Here is a 20,195-nt window from a genome sequence, read left to right as displayed (position 1 = left end):
TGGACTATATTATTGAGTTACAAAAGGAAAAGCTCGTTTGAGTTGGATTAATTCATCGCGATGACCTTGTACCAGAATTCGATTTTTATCTGTTGCTTCTGTTTCTATTTTAATCGATACTTTCTCAATTCGTGCTGCACCTTTCCAGTAAAAATAACCTGCTAATGGGGCAACGATCACTAAAGCGATCGCGAACATCCCAATAGTCGGGAAAAGATAAGTCAAAACCAATGCTAAACAGAGAAAACCGATCGCAGCTAGAACTGAGAGGAAAATGGCTAAAAACCAACTCGGACGCACGAATCCTTCAAAGGTTAAGCGATCGCTTTCTGATTCGGTGACTTTATAAGCACGGCGATCGAAATATACTTGTAGTTTTTCAAATAATGATTCTTTGGTTTCTTCTGTTATTATTTGGATCTCTTCTATTCGCTCTTTAATTGAAGCGCGAATAAAGAAAAATAAACCTACCATCAACAGGATTGTGAGTAAAAAAGTTGAAGATAATACAGGGGTGTTCATAGGAAATTGGCGATTGGTAATGAAAAATGAGATGTGTTGAAAATAAAATTCAGTTTTATTTCTATTATCTCATGTTTTTGTGATATAAACAGTGCTGATTTCAAATTGTTCGCAACCAATCGACCAAACCTCGCAGCACTTTTGCTAATTTTTCTAGATTCAAAGTTTCGAGGCGATCGCTCGGTTGATGATAATGAGGATTGCGAAAATTACTGGTATCTGTCACCATTATGCCTCGATATCCCAAATCCCAAAAGGAGGCATGGTCGCTACGGCGAGTATCGGGAAGAATTTTGCCTTGAAAAGGGACAGGCAACCACTGACAAGATAGCTTATTTTTGAGGAAATTGCGATGCAGAGAAATCATATCGGGAATCGTTCGTAAATTACCCAAGAGGGCAATAAAGTCGCCGCGATCGGGATAAAAATATTGCAGTCCGGGAGGATAACTTTGCGAGTTCGGTGTTGAATCAAAATACCCCAACATTTCGAGAGAGATTGCCAAATGTAATGGCTCTTTTTTCTGGTATAATTGATTAGCATAGTATTGACTTCCTTGCAAGCCAAATTCTTCAAGATCGAAAGCAATTAATTGTAAGGGATATGCAGAGCGATTTTGGGAAAAGATGCGAGCCAATTCTAATAAAACTGCTACTCCTGTGGCATTATCATCAGCACCGGGAGAATTCGGAACAGTATCGTAATGAGCGCCAATCAAAATACTGGCTTTATTATTGGGATTTCGAGAGGGAAGTTTGAGAACGAGATTTTGATGTGTTCTACCGTTAAATTGAAAGCGATCGCGTTCTACGTTTCCCCATTGTTGCAATTGTTGATAGATATATTCGCGAGCATAAAAATGTCCTGCTGTTGCCAAAAAAGGATCGCGATCGCGAATAATTTCCTGTAAATGCTCTTTCAACCGAATTTCATCATCCATCGCTCGCTAATAATTAATAACTGTTCGCTGTTCAATAACCATGTTCTGCTAAAAAAGTTAAATCAATATCTGGCGATCGCGTTTCCTCTGCCGCAGAATAGCCCAATAATTTTTCCACGTATTTTCCTAAAATATCGCCTTCTAAATTCACCCAATCTCCCGGTTGTAGATAACAAAGATTGGTTTCGGCATAAGTATGCGGAATAACTGCCACGGTAAACCAATTGCTTTCGCGATCGCAATCGGCGATCGTCAAACTAATGCCATTGACAGCAATACTTCCTTTAGAAACAAGATAGCGGGCAATATAACGAGACCATTGGGAAGCTAATGAAGAAACGGGAACAAACTTCATTTCCCAAGCGCGATCGCTTTGTACTGACTCTAACAAACAGCCTACCCCATCCACATGACCGGTCACAAAATGACCGCCAATTTTGCTGCCTGCCCGCAGTGAAGTTTCGACGTTAACATGGCTTAATATTTCACTTTTCCTGCCTAAGTTGGTGCGCTGTAATGTCTCTGGAGAAGCTGTCGCAATAAATCCTCGGGACTCGACTTTCTCCACAGTTAAACAAACCCCATCTACGGCAACGCTATCGCCAATTTCTAGATCGTACAGAATGGCTGCCGAATTTTCTTTCTCAATAGAAATAGTAAAGCGGTCTCTACCTTGGGGCTGAATTTTGCCCAATCCTTGAATTAATCCAGTAAACACTTTTCAATGAACAATGAACAACAGAGAATAAAAAATACAGAACAAATATATTATATTTTCTCTTCTTTTGCATTTCTTCAAGAACCGATCCGCTCATTCCGCCGCATACTGGGGCATACTGGTGAAGAGACCTCATAAAGGCTGACCTCATTCGCGAGAAAAGCTCATGATTGAAATGAAAGTTGCCGGTATTGCCCTTGATGCCGTTACGCGCAGTCCTATCGTTCTCCTGAAGGATGGTTCCGATCGCCGCGCCCTCCCTATTTATATTGGGCAAGACCAAGCAAAAGCGATTATTAGCGCCTTGGAGGGACAAAAACCCCCTCGTCCTTTGACCCATGACCTCTTTAGCAATTTGCTAGAGGCTTGGGAGATGACTTTAACCAAGGTGATTATTCACGCACTGCAAGATAGTACATTTTACGCTGTTTTGTGCATCGGGAAAGGGGAGGAAAAAAAAGAAATTGATTGTCGTCCCAGTGACGCGATCGCGATCGCCCTTCGCATGAATGCGCCTATCTGGGTGATGGAGGAAGTCATCGTCGATGCGTCGATCCCAGTCGATCGCGATGCAGATGAAGAAGAGCGTCAAGCCTTCCGCAATTTTGTCTCCAATATCCGCCCCGAAGATTTTATCGAACAATCCCGCCGCCATCAAAAAGAAAGTTAAGATTTGTTATTTGTTATTCGAGAGCGATAATCAATAACAAAAATGCACTATCGACGATTTGGCAAAACCGATCTAAATTTATCAATTTTCTCGTTAGGAACGATGCGTTGTTTGGCGAGTTCGTCTGAATTTAGGAAAATTGTTGCAGGGGCGATCGCATCGGGAATCAATCATATTGAAACGGCTCGCGGTTATGGTAAAAGCGAGGAATATTTGGGAAAAACCCTTGCGTCTCTTTCTCTTTCGCGAGACAAATTTTATATTACGACAAAATTGCCGCCAACGCCAGATTATGAAACAATGCGATCGCAGATTGAAGAATCTTTAGAGCGCTTAAAACTCGATTATATTGATTGTTTGGCGATTCATGGCATTAATACACCAGAACATCTCATTTGGCTCAAAAATAGCCACGGCTGCATGAAAGCCGTAGAAGAAGCTCAGAATACAGGGAAAGTTCGCTACATCGGCTTTTCCACTCATGCGCCATTAGAGACCATTCTCGCGACAATAGAAACTAATTTCTTTGACTTTATCAATCTGCATTATTACTACTTTTTACAACGGAATGAACCCGCGATCGCCTTGGCACAAAAAAAAGATATGGGGGTTTTTATTATTTCTCCCGTTGATAAGGGCGGTCAACTCTATTCTCCCTCATACACATTAAAACAATTATGTCAACCCCTCACGCCCTTAGAATTTAACTATCGCTTTTTATTGCGCGATCGCCGCATTACTACCCTGAGTTTTGGAGCCACCAAACCAGAAGATTTTCAAAGTATTGCCAAAGTTGCCGATCGCGATGAAGATTTTACCTTAGAAGAAAATGAGATTCACGATCGCTTGGAAAACCAATTAAAAGAGACATTAGGAACAGATCGTTGCAGTCAGTGTCATTTATGTTTACCCTGTCCGGAAGAGATTAATATTCCTGAAATCTTGCGCTTGCGAAACTTAACCGTTGCTTACGAGATGAAATCGTTTGGGGAATATCGTTACCGAATGTTTGAAAATGCGGGACACTGGTTTCCGGGGCGAAAAGGCGATCGATGTACCGACTGCGGCGACTGTCTCCCTCGTTGTCCCGAAAAGTTAGAGATTCCTCAACTTTTACGCGATACTCATCATCGTCTGAATGGGAAACCCCGTCGCCGTCTTTGGAGTTAAAAATAATGAAAATTATTCTTATTCTGTGCCTCAGTTTTGTCTCATTATTTTATCCTCAAGTTATCCTCGGACAAACATCAACATCAGAAGTTAAAGAAGAAAATAAAACCGAAGAAACTGAGCCACTTAATGAAGAAGATTCTGCCGAAAGTGGCTCGATGGTAGGAGACTTTTTTACGCGATCGCTAGAAACTTGCGAGTTAGATCCCGCCTATCTCAATTCATCCACACAAGAACAACTCGCGCAACAAGGAGTTATTACGGCAACCACCATTTCTCAAGCCGGCTTAACAATTCCGAGTTTATGGTGGAGAAGAGATCAATTCAGCGATCAAAAATTATTACAAAACTGGTTAGCTTTTCCAGAGAAAAGACGAATTGAGCTATTAGTAAATCGTCAGCTTTGGTCGCAAATGGATTACTTAGATCGCTATAGTTTTGTCAATCATTTTGGGACTACGGCACGATATTATGGCTACGAATTGCGCGTTTTCGATCGCCAGCCCAAATGCCTCGCAATTTACAATTGTAGTTTACAGGAAGCGACTTATGAGTGCAATGTCGATCTACAACCCTCTCGTCGCGATGCGTTTAATATTTTTTAATTTGTTATTCGTTATTAGTTTTTCTACTTTCGACTTCCTTAAACAGTTTTTGATATTGAGCTAAGATGGGTTGAGGAAGGGGTTCGATAAACTCGCTTTTCGCAATAATTTCGCGATCGGGAAAGATAGGGGAACTTTTTTGTAAGGTTTTGGGTAATGTCGATCGCTCTGTTTGCAAAAGCATTGGCGAAATAGCATCGGTGAATAAAGAAATTTTCTGGGCGGGTTCATCTTGCCAACAAAAATCAATCCAGCGATCGCTTAAAGTCGCAGTTGTATTTTGAGTAAATTGAGGCTTAACCCAAGTATCGCACCATAATGCCGTCCCTGATTTGGGAACGACAATTTTGATTTGAGGATAGCGCTCAATCGTTGGCAAAATATCCGCAGACCAACCCACAGCAACCCAAGTATCTTTAAGAATTAAAGGTTGCAGATAATGGGTCGAGCTATAAAATTTGATTTGTTTGCTTAAAGCCTCTAATTCTGGTTGTAAATTGGGAACTGCCGCTAAATCTTTCGTATTGTAAGAATAGCCGAGTTTTTTTAAAGTTAAACCTATAATTTCTCGAGGCTGGCGAACAATTGAAATGCGATCGCGCAATTCCTCGCGCCATAAATCTTCCCAATCTTCCGGTGTCCAGTCTAATTTTTTAAAAACATCTTGGTTATAAGCAATAACTGTTGTTCCCCAACGATAAGGAGCGCCCCAAACCTCCCCACCTTCGTCTACAAAGCCAGCATTGTTGCGCGTGACGACTCGGGCAAAGGACTCGGGGAGATTAGACCAACCCTCAAGTTGAGAGGGTGTCAGAGGCTGAATGAGGCGATCGCGAATTGCCCCAGCTAACCAAGCATCTCCCAACGTCACCAAATTCGCAGAAGGAGGAATGCGATCGCCCACAAAAGGGACCCAGTTGGGAAAACGTCCGGCGGATTTTTCCCCTCGGGCAATTTGCTGCCAATCTTGCAATCGTTGCCAAATTTCCTCAAATTGGGCGCTAGGCGTAAACTTTACAGATTGTCCCGCAGTAGAAGTCGCGCGAAATTTACCAATCAATTGTGAGGGAATAGAGCCATTGAGGAGTTGAATTTTCAAAGATTCCCGGGTGCGATCGCCGCATCCTCCTAAAAGTTGACCGAGGGCGATCGCGCCGAATCCTGCTAAAAAAGAACGACGATTCAACATAAATATCAGTATGATAGGAAATTCTAATCAGATACAAATCCTTGAGAAAAAAAGGGTTTCAGCCTTTTCGCGATCGCTCGATTTCCAGAAAAGCTATATTTGCTACAGCAATTTTCTTCAATTCGTTTACAATGCTTAATGGATTTGCATAAGTATATATAACTAGGTTTAAAAAACAATGTCTACTGGCTCTGGTCTAGCAACCTTAACAAAACCCGAAATCAATCATTCCCATTTAACCAAGCTCATGCGGTCTTACAATACGAATCAACAGATCAAATACTTACATTTGGAAGCTGAAGTTGACGTTCTCCTCCAACAATTACACGCCATAAAGCTCAAGCAAGATAGCCCCACCCCGCACAACGAAAATAATTAACTCAGATCCTTTCGCCCACAGGAAGAAAGGTGGACGATCCCACCTCAGCACATTTCTTGTACACGACGATCGCGCGCTTATGAGGCTACTGCCAAAATTGGCTCTGAAGTGCGATCGATTTTTTGTTGCGTGACTCCCGTGCGACAGTAAATTTCCGCCGAGTTATTGGGACTCTCGATCAGCTTTACCCGATCCAACTCAACTCCCAACTCCGCGAGGGGCTGTTGTAAGGTTTGGGCAATGTAAAGCGCGATATTTTCTGCCGTGGGAACGACTTCAGCAAAATAGGGGATATCTTTATTTAGGAAAGTGTGATCGAAAGGTTCGACGATGCGATCGTCAACCACTTTTTGCAAATCGACAAGATCCACTATCATGCCAGTACGGCGATCGAGTTCGCCAACAACGCTCACTTCTAAATGATAATTATGCCCGTGACCGTGAGGGCGAGCGCATTTACCATAAATTTCCAAATTATCTGCATAGCTGAGGCTATCGAGGGCGAGCCGATGGGCGGCGCTAAAGTGAGTGCTAATTGTTAATGCTGCTTCCATATTGTTTCCGTAATATTCAGCCCAAAGTTCTGGGTGTTCGATCGCTTGAATTTTAACAAGAGGGAGATGAGGGGAAAGTCTGTTCCAGATGACTCGAGCCAGATTTTCCGTTGTCGGTAGGGTGTGCTGGAATTCCTCCCAAACATCATTGAGGTAAGAAAAATCTAAATCTTGAGTAACATATTGTTTAATTGCTCTCTTCACATCAGATAGATTTTGCACCATCCCATATTTATCGAGTTCCCCCTCAAGAGAAACGTAGAGAACATAATTATGACCGTGGCCGGGAAAACGACTGCAAGCGCCGAATTTTTCCCGATTTTCTGCCTCCGTCAATTCTGGCAACCAATAGCGATGGCTGGCAGAAAACTGCGCTCGGCGGTGGATAATACATTTCATATCGGCGGGGATTGCGTCACATTCGTTACCATTCTTAATATAAACCAAAACCGCGATCGCTTTCAATCCTCAACGCTATACTCGGGATAACCATTGATAACTGATAACTGATAACTGATAACCGAAATGGATGCACTTTTTTATATTGTAATTTCCTTGATTGTGGGCAGTAGCAGTATGCTTTTGACTTCAATGCGAATTATCAATGAAGGGAACGAGGCTTTAGTCGAACGATTGGGACGCTACCATACCAAACTCAGCCCTGGCGTTAACTTTGTTCTGCCTTTTCTCGATACAATTGTTGTGGAAGAAACCACCCGCGAAAAAGTATTAGGAATTGAGCCGCAAAATGCAATTAGTCGAGATAATGTTTCCCTCAAAATTGATGCCGTAATTTATTGGCAAATCCTCGATCTTGAAAAAGCCTTTTATGCTGTTGAAGATATCCAAGATGCAATTGAAAATTTAGTCGTGACAACATTACGTTCTGAAATTGGACGATTAGATTTAGATGAAACCTACTCCTCACGGGAAAGTATCAATCGCAAATTATTACAACAATTAGATGAAGCAACGGGAAATTGGGGCGTTAAAGTGACCCGTATTGAAGTCCGAGAAATTGCACTTTCTAAAACTGTCATGGAATCCCTCGAAGTCGAACGCGCCGCAGAAAGTAAGAAAAAAGCAGCAATTCTCGAAACGCAAGGAACGGTGCAATCTATTCAAATGCTATCAGAAGCCTTACGACAACAACCCAACGCCCAAGAAGTTCTCAGTTATCTCATTGCTCAACGTTACGTTGATGCCAATGAAAAATTAGGCATGAGCGAAAATTCTAAGATTCTTTTTATGGATCCCAAGGCACTCAACGAAGCAACAACCGATCTCATGTCCGGTCGCGATCGCCAACCCCCAAACTCCAATCCAAATAGTAACGGAACAAGTGAATAAGGCGTAAAACCCGATGGCAAATTTTCGAGAAGTGCGATCGCCAATCGCTTGTTTCATCCTCACCACATAATGCACATAAGGCTGAATTGCATTGTTTTGAACATCTGGGTAACAAACATTCAGCACCACGCATTGAACTGAAACCTCTTCTGCAACACGCCCTAGGCAAGGATGATGCTCGTATCTTTAAGTTTGTTGCAGTAAGAGTCTATACTAAACCCGGATGCGTTCATTTTTGCATCTGTTGTAACGAAACAATACCGAATTTATGGCACGGCAATACCGCATTACTTTACTCCCCGGAGATGGCATCGGTCCCGAAATCATGAGCGTCACGGTCGAAGTGCTTAAGACAATTGCACCTCAATTCGACCTAGAATTTACTTTTACTGAGGCTCCGATCGGTGGTGTGGCGATCGATGCTACGGGAAACCCTCTCCCCGAGGAAACCTTAGAAACCTGTAAAAATAGCGATGCGGTATTGCTAGCGGCGATCGGGGGTTATAAATGGGATAATCTCCCTCGCCATCAACGCCCAGAAACGGGGTTATTAGGGCTGAGAGCCGGGTTAGACCTGTTTGCCAACCTGCGTCCCGCGACGATTTTACCCCAGCTTATCAACGCTTCTAGTCTCAAACGGGAAGTCGTTGAAGGGGTTGATATTATGGTGGTGCGGGAATTAACTGGGGGAATTTACTTCGGACAACCCAAAGGGATTTTCGCGACGGAAACCGGGGAAAAACGCGGAGTCAATACGATGGCATATACCGAAGCAGAGGTCGATCGCATTGCCCGAGTTGGCTTTGCAACGGCGCAAAAACGGGGCGGAAAACTCTGTTCTGTGGATAAAGCCAATGTTTTAGACGTTTCTCAATTGTGGCGCGATCGCGTCACCCTCCTCGCCCAAGAATATCCCTCGGTGGAACTCAGCCATCTTTATGTAGACAATGCTGCTATGCAATTAGTGAGAGCGCCGAAACAGTTCGACACAATTGTGACCGGGAATCTATTTGGCGATATCCTCTCCGATGCCGCCGCCATGCTCACCGGAAGTATTGGCATGCTCCCCTCTGCCAGCTTAGGCGCACCGGGTAAACCGGGGGTATTTGAACCCGTCCACGGTTCCGCACCGGATATCGCCGGACAGGACAAAGCCAACCCCCTCGCGCAAATTCTCAGTGCGGCGATGATGCTGCGTTACGGGTTAGACCAACCCGCCGCTGCCGAGAAGTTGGAAAAAGCCGCGATCTCAGTCTTAGATGCCGGCTATCGCACGGGGGATATTATGTCAGAAGGGGGTCAATTAGTCGGCTGTAAAGAAATGGGAGAAGCATTATTAAAAGTCTTATAATGATATTGAAACACCTTGTTTAGTCAATTTCTTGATAGAGAAATAAAAGTCAATGGCTAAAGACTTAACTTCATCACCTTTAGATCGGCAAAATATTCTCAATAACTCCTATGCTTTAGAAAAAATCGAAGAGCATCTCGGTTTGGGGGGAATATTTTATCAAGACGAATTTTGGTTTACCAAACAACAGTTAGCAAAACTGTTTGAAATTAGTGAAAGTACGATTGAGAAGTATATCAAAAACCATAGAGAGGAACTCGATCGCAATGGTTATCGTTTATTGAGAGGGAAAGAACTTAAAGATTTCCTGTCAGGTACCGTAATCGATTACGGTACCAAAATAAATGTTCTGGGAGCCTTCTCATTTCGTGCAGCTCTCAATCTATCAATGCTTTTGACAGAGAGCGATCGTGCGAAGGAAATTCGTTCTCGAATTTTAGATATTGTCATTGATATTATTGCAGAACGTGCGGGAGGAAGCACAAAATATATTAACCAACGAGATTCTGATTATTTACCAACTGCTTATCAAGAATTTAATTATCGCCAAATCTTTACCGACGCTCTCGATCGCTATTTAGAGATGGGAAAAGTGAAATACAGTCTCTACACCAATAAAGTTTATCAGCTTGTTTTTCGAGAAAATGCAAAGGAATACAAACAAATTTTAAATTTGAGCCGAAAAGACAATACTCGCGATACAATGTATGCAGAAGTTCTGAAAGCGATCGCGAGTATTGAAAATGGTTTAGCTGAAGAAATAAAAAATAAATTTGAACAATTAGGACGTAAATTAAAACCTTCAGAATTAGATGAATTATTTGCTGCGACAGAAAAGAATCCTTATTTGAAACCTATTATTGAAGATGCGCGTATTAAAATGGCAAGTCGAGATTTAGGCTTTCGCGATGCACTTCATCAAAAGCTAGAAGAATATATTCGCAGTGTTCCCGATGGAGATTTCGAGCGTTTCTTAGGAGAAGCCAGTCGTTCTTTACAAAAACAACTCTCAGAGCCTCAACTATTAGAGGTATTTAAGCGTCTCAAAGATCGTTAAACTATGATGACAAAATTTTTCTATTTTGATATTGATTATGCTATTCGATTACATGATTGGGTTATCGATCGATCTAAAGATTTATTCGATAATAATAATGAAAATTTAGAAGGATTGAAAAATGAATTAGAAAGTATTCGTTCTGGGGGTTTATTAGGTTATAATAATGAAAGTTTAGGACGACTAAAAAGTGTATTAGAGCATATTAAAAATGATAGTTATTATCGAAAAATACAGCATAAACTTACACATCTAGTTTTTTCAGTCAATAAATTTCATGCTTTTATAGACGGAAATAAAAGAGCAAGTATTGTTTTAGGGGCTTATTTTTTGAAACTTAACGGTTATGACTTTATCATTCGTAAATTTGTCAAGGAAATGGAGAATATTTCAGTTTGGGTAGCAGAGGGTAAAATTGATAAGGAACTGCTGGGAGAACTCATTGAATCGATTCTGTTTGAAGATGATTACTCTGAAGCGTTAAAATTAAAATTATTTTCCCTATTCCCTTTTGAACCTTGATTTGATATTTTGGGATAGAGTTATCGATTGGTGTCTTGATGGTTTCTTTTGACTTAAGCGATCGCTCTTATGCTATAGAGCGAGAACAGCACGTTCAACGAATGCGGCAATCAATACGCCCTCCCGTTCCCGATGTGATGGTCATGCGATCGGCACAAGCAATCTTTTATGTGTTCTATCAAGTTCATCAACGGTTTCCCGCCCCACCAACAGGGGTTGCGATCGATCCCCACAGTCATTGGGGAAAACTTCTTTTTAGCAACCAACCCATCTTACTTCCCAGAGAATTTTTTATCCCTATTGATAACCTAGAAACCGAATAATCCTGTAGGGATGTTCAATTGAACGTCCCTACAAAATATCAGGCAATTAACCCAACGCAGAAGAACCAAAATCTAGCGGGATATCCTGTAACCGTCCAGGGCCGATCGCTTGTACAGCTTCTCGGAGGTCAACAGCTCCTGTATACAAAGCGCGACCGATAATCACTCCTGTTACTCCCTTTAGTTCGAGGGACAATAAACTCAGGATATCTGTGAGAGAACTCACACCACCCGAAGCAATGATGGGAACTTGCACCGATCGCGCTAATTCTCGCAATGCCGCCATATTCGGACCCGATAGGGTTCCGTCTCGATGGATATCCGTATAAATAATCGCGGCAACCCCTTGCGTTTCCATTTGTTGCGCCAGATCTGTTGCTTCAACTTTTGAGGTTTCCAGCCAACCTTTTGTTGCCACCTTGCCATTGCGGGCATCAATGCCCACGACAATTTGACCGGGGAATTCTTGGCATAATTCTCCCACGAGAGCAGGGTTTTCCACCGCGATCGTCCCGACGATCGCTCGCTCTATCCCTAAATCTAAAATCCGCCGTATTTTCTCGCGATCGCGCAGTCCTCCTCCCACCTGCACGGGAATAGACACCGCGCGAACAATCGCCGCGATCGCTTCTCCATTAACCGACTCACCTTTTTTTGCACCATCTAAATCCACTAAATGCAGTCGAGTTGCCCCTTCCTCTTCCCAACGTCGAGCAACTTCTACCGGGCGATCGCCGAATACTTGCGAGCGATCGTAATCTCCTTGATACAGGCGCACGCAGCGACCTTCGAGCAAATCAATAGCGGGAATGACATCCATAATTTTTTGGCGATCGGTGAAATGTACTGGCAGTTAAAAAACTAAAAAACGCGATGTTTGAGAGAGGGCATCTGAGAGCGAACTTGAGTGAGGCGATGAGGATCGATTTCCGCGATCGCAATTCCCGGTTTGTTCCCAGCATCAGCTAACACCGTACCCCAAGGATCGACAATGAGAGCGTGACCGTAAGTATTGCGGGTTCCGTAATGATTTCCCGTTTGAGCCGGAGCGATCGCATAACAGGTATTCTCGATCGCCCGCGCTTGGATTAAAATTTGCCAGTGATCTTTCCCTGTATAAGCCGTAAAAGCTGCCGGAATAAATAATACATCTGCCCCTTCTCGGGATAAATGGCGATAGAGTTCGGGAAAGCGCACGTCATAGCAGACGGAAAGTCCTAATGTTCCCAATATCTCCGAATGATAAACTGGAGGCAATTCCAGACCCGCCATGACCGTACTCGACTCTTGATAAGTATTCCCATCAGGTAAATTCACGTCAAAGAGGTGAACTTTGTTATAGCGAGCGAGTTCCTTGCCATTGCGATCGATGAGGAGAGCCGCATTGTAAACCTTATCATCCTCAGCCGGAACGGGGAAACCTCCTCCCAAAATCGAGATCTGAAACCGTTGAGCAATGGTCTTGAGAAACTTCTCGCTTTTATGAGCGATTTCATCGGCTTGTTGAATTTTGTCTGCTTCAGGCCCCAAAAAGGAAAAATTTTCCGGCAGACAAACCAATTCTGCTCCCTGACGTACTGCTAGATCGATTAATTCTTCAGCTTCAGTTAAATTGCGATCGAGATCGGGCTTGCTCGTCATCTGGATCGCAGCAGCAAGATAAGATTTCATGGGGCGGCTTCTGTAATGCGAAAATTGTCACGATCGCGATCGTACCATAACCCGTTATCAGTCACCAGTCACCAGTTACCAGTCACCCGTTATCAGTCACCCGTCACCCGTCACCAGTCACCCGTTATCAGTCAGAGAGAAGTATTTGAGTGTTCGCTGTTCATTGATAACTGTTGCGGATATCGGTGAAGTACAGCCAGCCAAACCGCGCTGAGAATTCCTGCCAAACTTAAAGTTAAACCCGTATAGGGAACTAAAAAAGCAAAGAGAGGGATGATGGCGCCGCAGAGGGTGCTAATGACTGCGGCGAGAGAACTGGCGCGATCGCGACCCAAACTCCACGCTAAAACGAGAAATCCTCCAGAAATTGTCAGCCAAACGGGGATCGCGGGGAAAATACGGCTGAGATAGGTTAATGCCAATAAACATGCCCAAAAAATACCGGATGCGATCGCCAAATTTCGCAAGCGCATTGATACCGATAAATAGAGTAAAAGCAGCCACCAGAGCAAAATTGCCGGAGAAAGAAAGAGCAATTGCGGTAAAACCCCGAGGTTTTTCACCGTTGCGGTTGCGGTAAAGACACCAAAGGGATTTTGTACGGCAACATTATCCTCAAAAAGCCAAGTAAAACGAGTAGTTTTACCCTCAATGCGAGTATCTGCGGGGACGATCCCGCTCGCAAAATTAGCATGGGGAAAATTGGCTTCGATATAGAGTCGGAAGTTGCTTAACAACTGCCCGTAAGCCCCGTAAACCCACCTCGGATTCCCTTGCACGCCATAGGTAACGCGGAATTCTGCTTCTTCCTCCGGTGCGAGGCGAAAGGGGAAATTATAATCTCCAGGCCTTGGGAGTTGGAGTCTTTCTTCTTCTCGTTCCACTCGAAAATCTTGTAGGAGAGTGTATCCTGAAGGCGGTCGCATCTCAAAAAAGAAATCTTGCACCTCGGGCAAAGTATTTTTAACTTGATAGGTAGCGGCAAAATCTGCGAGATAGATTGTTTCCCCGTCTCGTTGCGGATCGGGAATTTCTTCGATCGCCACTTGAATATTCGATCCCGATAAAGCCAAGAAGCGATCGCGATCTTGCAGGCGCTCTTCTTCAATCGGTCGTCCATCGATATAAACCGTATAAGTATAAGGCTCCTGCACCACATAACGCACTCGCGGCGCTCTCTGTTCCAAACGAGAGCCTGCCACCCGTTTTGCCACCTGCATCACTTTTGCCTGTTCCCAAAAATGATAGCGCCGGCTGAGAGTTCCCCCCACGAGAAAACTGGTCGCCAGAAGTAATAAAATTAAAGTAATGTGGGGAAGCGTCCGCAGGAGTTGACTATAACGATCGCTCCATTCCGCCACAAAACGACGGTAATGCTCGGAATCGCCGCGCAAGGCAAAAGCAATTAAAGCGATCGCTCCCCCCAAAATTCCTGCCGCGAAAATTAACAGGGAAAAGGTTTCGATCGCTTGTTTGCCAAGGTCAATCAGTTGCGAAGGTTGAGTCAGATCGGGAAGATCGGGAATACCTTGGGGGGCTTGCAAGATAATAATCATTATTACTCTTGGGTACTTTTACGGTTAAATCGAACAGGGGGAAATCGTATTGGAGGATCGGGGAATGGATGGAACAACCGTCATGAAGAAAGGGGATATCCTCATTGTGGACGATACGCCCAATAATTTGCGCCTGTTATCAACTTTATTGCAAAATCATGGCTATGAAGCGCGGAGCGTCCTCAGTGGAGAAATGGCGTTGAGAGCCGCTCGTTCTGCCGTTCCCGATCTGATTCTCCTTGATATCAGTATGCCTCTCATGGATGGATATGAGGTGTGCAGAGAACTCAAAGCTCATACTAATACCCGCGAAGTTCCCGTTATTTTTATTAGTGCTTTCAATGAAGCGATGGATAAGGTGCGGGCTTTTGAAGTGGGTGGCGTGGATTATATTACCAAACCCTTTCAATGGGCAGAAGTTTTAGTTAGAGTCGAAAATCAACTCAAAATTCGCTCTTTACAAACCCAGTTACTAACACAAAATGCTCAATTGCAACAAGAAGTGAAAGAGCGCCTCAAAGCTGAAAGCGCCCTACAAGCTGCCAATCAAAAATTACAAAATCTCGCCAATTCCGACGGTTTAACTGGAGCAGCCAACCGCCGCCGCTTTGATGAATACTTGCAAACACAATGGCAAGAATTGCAACAACCCTGCGCCCCCCTTTCCCTCATTTTGTGCGATGTAGATTATTTTAAACGCTATAACGATACCTACGGTCATTTAGCGGGGGATAGTTGCTTGCAAGCAATTGTCCGGGGCATTAAAGATGCGATCGCGACACAAAAGAAAGATATCGCCCCGCAAATATTATTGGCACGATATGGGGGCGAGGAGTTTGCCGTGATTCTTCCCCGGGTCGATCGCGAGTTAGCAAGCAATGTCGCGAGGGAAATTCGCGAGGCGGTACAACAGTTAAAAATTCATCATTCTCATTCATCCATTGGCAAATGGGTAACGGCAAGTTTGGGGGTGGCCACCGCGATCCCCTCTTCCGATCTCGATCCCAAAATATTGATTTCTAGAGCCGATGAAGCATTATATGCCGCCAAAGCCCAAGGGCGCGATCGCGTTGTCACCGATGAAACTCTCGAGCAAACCCAACCAAAATTGAAAGATAACGACTAAACTTGGGGTGGCTAAGCTGGCGTGCATTCCCATGATATTTCTTTTATTCCTCATTGCTCATTGCTCATTGTTCATTGTTCATTGAAATGACGGATTCGGTTGCTAATCCTCAAGAGAGTCCTGAAGTCTTTAACGGCGATATTTTAGCTGTCGATGACGTTCCCAACAACCTCCGAATTTTATCTTCTCTTTTAACTAAGAAAGGGTACAAAGTCCGCAGCGTAATTAGCGGTGAAATGGCCTTAAAGGCAGCTAAATCGGCTCCCCCGGATTTGATTTTGCTGGATATCAATTTACCTCGTATGGACGGTTATGAAGTCTGCCAGAAATTGAAAGAAGATGAAGTGACCCGGGATATTCCTATTATTTTTGTAAGTGCATTAAACGATGTTTTGGATAAAGTGAAAGCCTTTGGTGTGGGAGGAGTGGATTATATTACCAAACCTTTTCAATTTGCCGAAGTGTTGGTGCGCGTAGAAAATCAATTACGGTTGCGACAATTACAACAGGAATTGGAGTCTCAGAATCAGCGTTTGGTGACGGAAGTTCGCGATCGCGTGACAGCAGAAGAAGCCTTGCAAGCATCGGAGGCTGAATTAAGGGCGTTATTTGCCGCAATGGACGATCTGATTTTGGTCTTCGATCGCCAAGGAATTTGCTTGAAAATTGCCCCGACAAAGTCCGATCGCACTTTGGTAGAAAGAGAATCTCAGGGCGATTTAACGGTTAGAGATTTATTTCCCCCAGAACAAGCGGCATTGCACTTGCACCACATTCAGGAAGTGTTAAAAACCCGCCAGACGGTAGCAGTAGAATACTATTTACCTCTTGAATATCGCAAGCGCTGGTTTTCGGCGAATGTATCTCCCCTCTCTGAAGATACGGTCATTTGGGTGGCTCGGGATATTACGGCCAGTAAAGAAGCAGAATCGGCTTTGCGACAACAAAAAGCGAGATCGGAACAGTTATTATTAAATATTCTTCCGGAACCTATCGCCCAGCGCTTGCAGGCAGAGGAGAGTACCATTGCTGATAAGTTTGATGATGTCACAGTACTATTTGCCGATTTAGTGAATTTTACAGAACTTTCGACGCAACTTTCTTCGATTGAGTTGGTGGAAATTTTAAATGTTATTTTCTCGGATTTTGATTATTTGGCCCAGCGACACGGTTTAGAGAAAATTAAAACGATTGGAGATGCTTATATGGCGGTTGCGGGGTTGCCCTATCCAAAAAGCGATCGTGTGGAAGCGTCGGCTAATATGGCGTTAGATTTGTTGGATACAATTAAAGAATTTAATGAAGGAACCGGTCAAAATTTCGCCTTGCGGGTGGGTTTACACACGGGTCCGGTAGTCGCAGGAGTCATTGGAGTGAGTAAGTTTATTTACGATCTTTGGGGGGATACGGTGAACATTGCCTCTCGCATGGAATCTCAGGGATTACCCCATCAAATTCAAGTGACGCAGGCGATTTATGATGTTTTACAGGAGTCTTATCTGTTTGAAGAACGCGGAATTATTAAAGTTAAAGGTAAAGGAGAAATGACAACCTATTGGTTGCGCGGCAAGAGATAAGAGTATAGTTTGACAGTTGAATAACAACTGAATTTTTTTCTACAGCGATCGCATTTCATTGGTCGCCGATTCACTTTCAGATATACTCTCTGCTTTCCCCAATGTAAATCTCGGACTGTATTCCAATGCTTTAATGCAGTTTTTATGTACTATTCATTTTTTTAGCATAACAACTTCGGTAGACCCATAAAAATTAAAAATGGGTATCTTCCTCTACTTTTGGCTGCACGATCAACCCATTTGCTGCACTAAACAAATTGATCGGATTTTTACCATCAGTAATCAGCATACTTTGAATACCTAAACCCTCCAATAAACGCGCCTGCATTTCCGGACCCGCTTGCGCGATCGCACGGATTGTTTCCGGACCGATCGCTTCCACTTTCTGGCGGTATTCTTCAGCCATAATTTCCGCCATCGCGCGCGATTTTTCAACTTCTAATTCATTCAATGCTTGTTGATGCGTTAACTCAGCTTCCTGACGCGCTCTCAACTGGGTTAATTCCACCTCAGACCGAATACGTGCCGCCTCCGCTTCTTGCTGTGCCAAATTAACCGCCAATTGCCCTTCAATCTGTGCTGCTTCCGCCTTTGCTCGCGCCGTCGCCGTCGCCGTTCCCGATGCTTCAATTACCGCATTTTCTGCTTGTAGTTCCAGCAAATTTTTCCGCTCTGTTTCCGCTAAACCGCGATCGACAATTACTTGACGTTCTAATCGTGCTTTCGACTCTTGTTCGATGCGATCGGCATCTCTTCGCGCCGCTGCTTCTTGAGCATCGGTTGTAATTTGAATCGCCAATTGTACGGATTTTTGCAGACTCTTTAAAGTTTCTGCATCAATCGGTTCTACAGTTTGAATATCGACGTTCGTAATCACTAATTGATTCGTTGTCATGCGGAATTCATCCCGAATATGCCCTTGTTCGTCCTCTCCAAAGACTGCCTGACGAATAATTCGCGCCGAATTGCGGTGAAATTCATCAAATTGAACTCCTGCCACTGCCCCTCGCACTCGTGAAGCCACTGCCTTACAAACTGCGCCGACGAAATCCGGCACCTGAAATAATCGCGCTGCTGCTTGTTCGTCATGGCGATCGACATCAAAAAACCAGTTATAAGAGAGTTGCAACTGTAAGCGAGCATGATCTGAAGTTTCCACAGAAAAAATATCCGTCATAAAGTCCGGACCCAATAATAAAGCCAGAGACTTAATAATATTAGGTTGCTTGGGTTTTCCTCCCGATAAACTCAAGATTGTAAAGGCTTCATCGGGTCCCAACATTACCAAATCTGGACCAAATACTGTCCGCGCTGTCCTGTCCTTATAATCGTGAATCTGTACCGCCGCATTTTGAGGAACGTGGAAAACAACCGCCCGAGTTTTATTTCGGTGTATTGTCGGTTGATCTTGAACCGCATCTCGATTTTGATAGCCTCCGCGATCGCTAACCGGATCCCTCTGTTGTCCCAATAATTCCTCAACAACTGGCGGTAATTCCTTTGCCCATAATTCCTCATAAGGACTCAATAAATAAGCCTGCGGACCGCTTACAAGTTTTAATTCTCCGGTTTGAATATCTCGCACGTAAATGCCTTCATTTTTATCTAAAGGAATAGCTTTTCGGCGCTCTTTCACCTCCACTTCTACCGGTGGAATATAATCCCTCGGTCCAATAATTGACCATAAATCTCCCGGTTGACGAATGGTTTCATCGTCCTCAATAAACTCTTCTCGCGCCCGCAACAATAAGGCTTCTTGTTCTCCTAAAACATAAATTTCTTCGATCCCGCTTTCCAACGATTCCCCCGGATGTAAGAAAAAAGAAGTGCGTCCCTGACGAATTTCTTGTAATCCTAATTGAGGTTTTCCTTCTGCATCAATAGGATCGACAACAATACACCATTCGCGATCGCTTAATGTCGTAATTTCTACCTCTCCCACCACAGTTTCATAAACATCGGGAATGTGAATTTCCGCATCCTCAAACGTCACTAACCATTCATCTCCCGCCTTGCGCTGTCGTCCAAAAATATCATTAAAAGTCCGTTTTGCTTTTAAGTGCAAGGCTTTTTGTTCCGTGAGAATATAAGCATCGATTAAATCCTGTACTTCCTCATCTACGCCGGGTAAATATGCCCCTTCCTCTCTCACTAACCATTCTTCCCCTGCCCGACGTGGCATATCATTGCGATCGCGGCAACTCTGTCTCGCAGACAACCGTAAAGCCTGATTGGGCTTAATGGTAATAGCTTTCACAGTTTCCACGACTACCACTTCCACCTGAGGAACATAAGTGCCAGGCCCTTCAAATAACCACTCATCTCCCGCTTGACGGGCGATCGCTTCTTCTTCTTCTCCTTCCTCCCTAAAATCGCGAATCGCCCGCAGTCGTAAGGCTTCATTCGTCTCTACCACCAAAAGCCGCGTCACGATACTCGCCATCTCCTCTCCCGGATACAACGGAAAGGGATCTTGAGCAAAGCGCACCTCTTCATCCCCGTAACGCAGGCGAATTTGTCCGTAATTATCCGCGATCGGGTTATTTTCCTCATCTCGCATTACGGGATTGGCAATAATACAATAGTGACGAGGCGGAACAATTATCATAGGATTGGGTTTAAGTACCAGCCGTTCCGCGTCGCCGAGAGTGAGAGTCTGCGGTCCCACCTCCAAGCGAGTAACCCCTGTATTATTATCGAGAATATGAACGAACTGCTGAGGTTTGAGGCGAATTACGCCGCTAGAAACGCTGGGGGCTTCATTTTTTACGGAGATATCGGATTTCATCGTCATTAATTCTGGGATGAGGTGCGCTATTTTCGATTGTAACCACTGTTTCTAGAACGTCCAGCCCAAACCCGGAAGATTGAGAGATAATGAAAGGCGATCGCAATTTTGACCGCAAAAATTAAAC

The 20,195-nt window shown here is 43.9% G+C and carries 21 protein-coding genes; 12 read left to right on the top strand and 9 right to left on the bottom strand.

Going from position 1 to position 20,195, the window contains the following annotated elements; genetic code table 11:
• Positions 1–9: 9 nt before the first annotated feature.
• The 3 genes from AC6RV6_RS06660 to ribE all read right to left on the bottom strand — a co-directional run bounded on the left by AC6RV6_RS06660 (position 10) and on the right by ribE (position 2,180).
• Positions 10–522, bottom strand: coding sequence for a cofactor assembly of complex C subunit B (locus AC6RV6_RS06660; RefSeq protein WP_500239817.1), 513 nt, complete (start codon positions 520–522; stop codon positions 10–12).
• Between the two features lie 100 nt (positions 523–622).
• Positions 623–1,462 carry a M28 family peptidase gene (locus AC6RV6_RS06655; protein ID WP_500239816.1) on the bottom strand — a complete coding sequence of 280 codons (840 nt, stop codon included), beginning with the start codon at positions 1,460–1,462 and terminating at the stop codon, positions 623–625.
• A 31-nt stretch (positions 1,463–1,493) separates the two neighbouring features.
• Entirely contained in the window at positions 1,494–2,180 is a 687-nt protein-coding gene (ribE, locus tag AC6RV6_RS06650) for a riboflavin synthase (protein WP_500239815.1), read from the bottom strand.
• A 166-nt stretch (positions 2,181–2,346) separates the two neighbouring features.
• Between ribE and AC6RV6_RS06645 the strand changes: the two genes are divergently transcribed.
• Genes AC6RV6_RS06645 through AC6RV6_RS06635 form a run of 3 tightly spaced genes read left to right on the top strand, consistent with a single transcriptional unit; the run spans position 2,347 to position 4,625 of the window.
• Positions 2,347–2,850, top strand: a complete 504-nt coding sequence (locus tag AC6RV6_RS06645) for a bifunctional nuclease family protein (protein ID WP_500239814.1) — start codon at positions 2,347–2,349, stop codon at positions 2,848–2,850.
• 42 nt (positions 2,851–2,892) lie between these two features.
• The gene (locus AC6RV6_RS06640) at positions 2,893–4,020 is read left to right on the top strand and encodes an aldo/keto reductase (RefSeq protein WP_500239813.1); all 1,128 of its coding nucleotides are present in this window, start codon (positions 2,893–2,895) and stop codon (positions 4,018–4,020) included.
• A gap of 5 nt (positions 4,021–4,025) precedes the next feature.
• The gene (locus AC6RV6_RS06635; RefSeq protein WP_500239812.1) at positions 4,026–4,625 is read left to right on the top strand and encodes a hypothetical protein; all 600 of its coding nucleotides are present in this window, start codon (positions 4,026–4,028) and stop codon (positions 4,623–4,625) included.
• 4 nt (positions 4,626–4,629) lie between these two features.
• Here the strand turns inward: AC6RV6_RS06635 and AC6RV6_RS06630 are convergent, their stop codons facing one another.
• Positions 4,630–5,814: an extracellular solute-binding protein gene (locus AC6RV6_RS06630; protein ID WP_500239811.1), complete on the bottom strand. Its 1,185-nt coding sequence runs from the start codon at positions 5,812–5,814 to the stop codon at positions 4,630–4,632.
• A 178-nt stretch (positions 5,815–5,992) separates the two neighbouring features.
• Here AC6RV6_RS06630 and AC6RV6_RS06625 point away from each other — a divergent pair, with 178 nt between their 5' ends.
• Positions 5,993–6,193, top strand: a complete 201-nt coding sequence (locus tag AC6RV6_RS06625) for a hypothetical protein (protein WP_500239810.1) — start codon at positions 5,993–5,995, stop codon at positions 6,191–6,193.
• A gap of 77 nt (positions 6,194–6,270) precedes the next feature.
• On the opposite strand, the gene AC6RV6_RS06620 is transcribed toward AC6RV6_RS06625, so the two are convergent.
• Positions 6,271–7,146: a 6-carboxytetrahydropterin synthase gene (locus AC6RV6_RS06620; protein WP_500239838.1), complete on the bottom strand. Its 876-nt coding sequence runs from the start codon at positions 7,144–7,146 to the stop codon at positions 6,271–6,273.
• A gap of 126 nt (positions 7,147–7,272) precedes the next feature.
• Between AC6RV6_RS06620 and AC6RV6_RS06615 the strand changes: the two genes are divergently transcribed.
• From AC6RV6_RS06615 to AC6RV6_RS06595, 5 genes are all read left to right on the top strand, one after another.
• The gene (locus AC6RV6_RS06615) at positions 7,273–8,097 is read left to right on the top strand and encodes an SPFH domain-containing protein (protein ID WP_500239809.1); all 825 of its coding nucleotides are present in this window, start codon (positions 7,273–7,275) and stop codon (positions 8,095–8,097) included.
• 268 nt (positions 8,098–8,365) lie between these two features.
• Complete coding sequence (leuB, locus tag AC6RV6_RS06610; protein ID WP_500239808.1) at positions 8,366–9,448, top strand: 3-isopropylmalate dehydrogenase; 1,083 nt, start codon at positions 8,366–8,368, stop codon at positions 9,446–9,448.
• Positions 9,449–9,500: 52 nt separating this feature from the next.
• A complete protein-coding gene (locus AC6RV6_RS06605; RefSeq protein ID WP_500239807.1) occupies positions 9,501–10,505 on the top strand; it encodes a DNA-binding protein in 1,005 nt (334 codons plus the stop codon).
• A 3-nt stretch (positions 10,506–10,508) separates the two neighbouring features.
• Entirely contained in the window at positions 10,509–11,027 is a 519-nt protein-coding gene (locus AC6RV6_RS06600; protein WP_500239806.1) for a type II toxin-antitoxin system death-on-curing family toxin, read from the top strand.
• 38 nt (positions 11,028–11,065) lie between these two features.
• A complete protein-coding gene (locus AC6RV6_RS06595) occupies positions 11,066–11,350 on the top strand; it encodes a hypothetical protein (RefSeq protein WP_500239804.1) in 285 nt (94 codons plus the stop codon).
• A gap of 46 nt (positions 11,351–11,396) precedes the next feature.
• Here AC6RV6_RS06595 and hisA read toward each other — a convergent pair whose 3' ends face one another.
• Both hisA and AC6RV6_RS06585 read right to left on the bottom strand, forming a co-directional pair.
• Positions 11,397–12,170 (bottom strand): 1-(5-phosphoribosyl)-5-[(5-phosphoribosylamino)methylideneamino]imidazole-4-carboxamide isomerase, encoded by a 774-nt coding sequence (gene hisA, locus AC6RV6_RS06590; RefSeq protein ID WP_500239803.1) that lies wholly within the window; start codon positions 12,168–12,170, stop codon positions 11,397–11,399.
• Between the two features lie 41 nt (positions 12,171–12,211).
• On the bottom strand, positions 12,212–13,021 hold the full coding sequence (locus AC6RV6_RS06585) for a carbon-nitrogen hydrolase family protein (protein ID WP_500239802.1): 810 nt from the start codon (positions 13,019–13,021) through the stop codon (positions 12,212–12,214).
• Between the two features lie 15 nt (positions 13,022–13,036).
• On the opposite strand from AC6RV6_RS06585, the gene AC6RV6_RS06580 reads away from it, so the two are divergent.
• Positions 13,037–13,210, top strand: a complete 174-nt coding sequence (locus tag AC6RV6_RS06580; protein ID WP_500239801.1) for a hypothetical protein — start codon at positions 13,037–13,039, stop codon at positions 13,208–13,210.
• Here the strand turns inward: AC6RV6_RS06580 and AC6RV6_RS06575 are convergent.
• Positions 13,153–14,577, bottom strand: coding sequence for a hypothetical protein (locus tag AC6RV6_RS06575; protein WP_500239800.1), 1,425 nt, complete (start codon positions 14,575–14,577; stop codon positions 13,153–13,155). The genes AC6RV6_RS06580 and AC6RV6_RS06575 overlap by 58 nt on opposite strands.
• A 64-nt stretch (positions 14,578–14,641) precedes the next feature.
• On the opposite strand from AC6RV6_RS06575, the gene AC6RV6_RS06570 reads away from it, so the two are divergent.
• Complete coding sequence (locus AC6RV6_RS06570; RefSeq protein WP_500239799.1) at positions 14,642–15,703, top strand: diguanylate cyclase domain-containing protein; 1,062 nt, start codon at positions 14,642–14,644, stop codon at positions 15,701–15,703.
• An 86-nt stretch (positions 15,704–15,789) separates the two neighbouring features.
• Entirely contained in the window at positions 15,790–17,280 is a 1,491-nt protein-coding gene (locus AC6RV6_RS06565) for an adenylate/guanylate cyclase domain-containing protein (protein WP_500239798.1), read from the top strand.
• Positions 17,281–17,473: 193 nt separating this feature from the next.
• Here the strand turns inward: AC6RV6_RS06565 and AC6RV6_RS06560 are convergent, their stop codons facing one another.
• Positions 17,474–20,074, bottom strand: coding sequence for a colicin uptake protein (locus AC6RV6_RS06560; protein ID WP_500239797.1), 2,601 nt, complete (start codon positions 20,072–20,074; stop codon positions 17,474–17,476).
• Positions 20,075–20,195: the final 121 nt, after the last annotated feature.

Source organism: Spirulina sp. LEGE 11439, assembly GCF_059821285.1.
Note: the sequence above shows the minus strand (reverse complement) of the source record. Positions and strands in the feature narration are given on the sequence as shown.

Bases quoted from the DNA above. Each gene is read 5' to 3' on its own strand.
- AC6RV6_RS06660 (WP_500239817.1), bottom strand. From the start codon at position 522: ATGAACACCCCTGTATTATCTTCAACTTTTTTACTCACAATCCTGTTG.
- AC6RV6_RS06655 (WP_500239816.1), bottom strand. From the start codon at position 1,462: ATGGATGATGAAATTCGGTTGAAAGAGCATTTACAGGAAATTATTCGC.
- AC6RV6_RS06645 (WP_500239814.1), top strand. From the start codon at position 2,347: ATGATTGAAATGAAAGTTGCCGGTATTGCCCTTGATGCCGTTACGCGC.
- AC6RV6_RS06640 (WP_500239813.1), top strand. From the start codon at position 2,893: ATGCACTATCGACGATTTGGCAAAACCGATCTAAATTTATCAATTTTC.
- AC6RV6_RS06635 (WP_500239812.1), top strand. From the start codon at position 4,026: ATGAAAATTATTCTTATTCTGTGCCTCAGTTTTGTCTCATTATTTTAT.
- AC6RV6_RS06630 (WP_500239811.1), bottom strand. From the start codon at position 5,814: ATGTTGAATCGTCGTTCTTTTTTAGCAGGATTCGGCGCGATCGCCCTC.
- AC6RV6_RS06625 (WP_500239810.1), top strand. From the start codon at position 5,993: ATGTCTACTGGCTCTGGTCTAGCAACCTTAACAAAACCCGAAATCAAT.
- AC6RV6_RS06620 (WP_500239838.1), bottom strand. From the start codon at position 7,146: ATGAAATGTATTATCCACCGCCGAGCGCAGTTTTCTGCCAGCCATCGC.
- AC6RV6_RS06615 (WP_500239809.1), top strand. From the start codon at position 7,273: ATGGATGCACTTTTTTATATTGTAATTTCCTTGATTGTGGGCAGTAGC.
- leuB (WP_500239808.1), top strand. From the start codon at position 8,366: ATGGCACGGCAATACCGCATTACTTTACTCCCCGGAGATGGCATCGGT.
- AC6RV6_RS06605 (WP_500239807.1), top strand. From the start codon at position 9,501: ATGGCTAAAGACTTAACTTCATCACCTTTAGATCGGCAAAATATTCTC.
- AC6RV6_RS06600 (WP_500239806.1), top strand. From the start codon at position 10,509: ATGATGACAAAATTTTTCTATTTTGATATTGATTATGCTATTCGATTA.
- AC6RV6_RS06595 (WP_500239804.1), top strand. From the start codon at position 11,066: ATGGTTTCTTTTGACTTAAGCGATCGCTCTTATGCTATAGAGCGAGAA.
- hisA (WP_500239803.1), bottom strand. From the start codon at position 12,170: ATGGATGTCATTCCCGCTATTGATTTGCTCGAAGGTCGCTGCGTGCGC.
- AC6RV6_RS06585 (WP_500239802.1), bottom strand. From the start codon at position 13,021: ATGAAATCTTATCTTGCTGCTGCGATCCAGATGACGAGCAAGCCCGAT.
- AC6RV6_RS06580 (WP_500239801.1), top strand. From the start codon at position 13,037: ATGCGAAAATTGTCACGATCGCGATCGTACCATAACCCGTTATCAGTC.
- AC6RV6_RS06575 (WP_500239800.1), bottom strand. From the start codon at position 14,577: ATGATTATTATCTTGCAAGCCCCCCAAGGTATTCCCGATCTTCCCGAT.
- AC6RV6_RS06570 (WP_500239799.1), top strand. From the start codon at position 14,642: ATGGATGGAACAACCGTCATGAAGAAAGGGGATATCCTCATTGTGGAC.
- AC6RV6_RS06565 (WP_500239798.1), top strand. From the start codon at position 15,790: ATGACGGATTCGGTTGCTAATCCTCAAGAGAGTCCTGAAGTCTTTAAC.
- AC6RV6_RS06560 (WP_500239797.1), bottom strand. From the start codon at position 20,074: ATGACGATGAAATCCGATATCTCCGTAAAAAATGAAGCCCCCAGCGTT.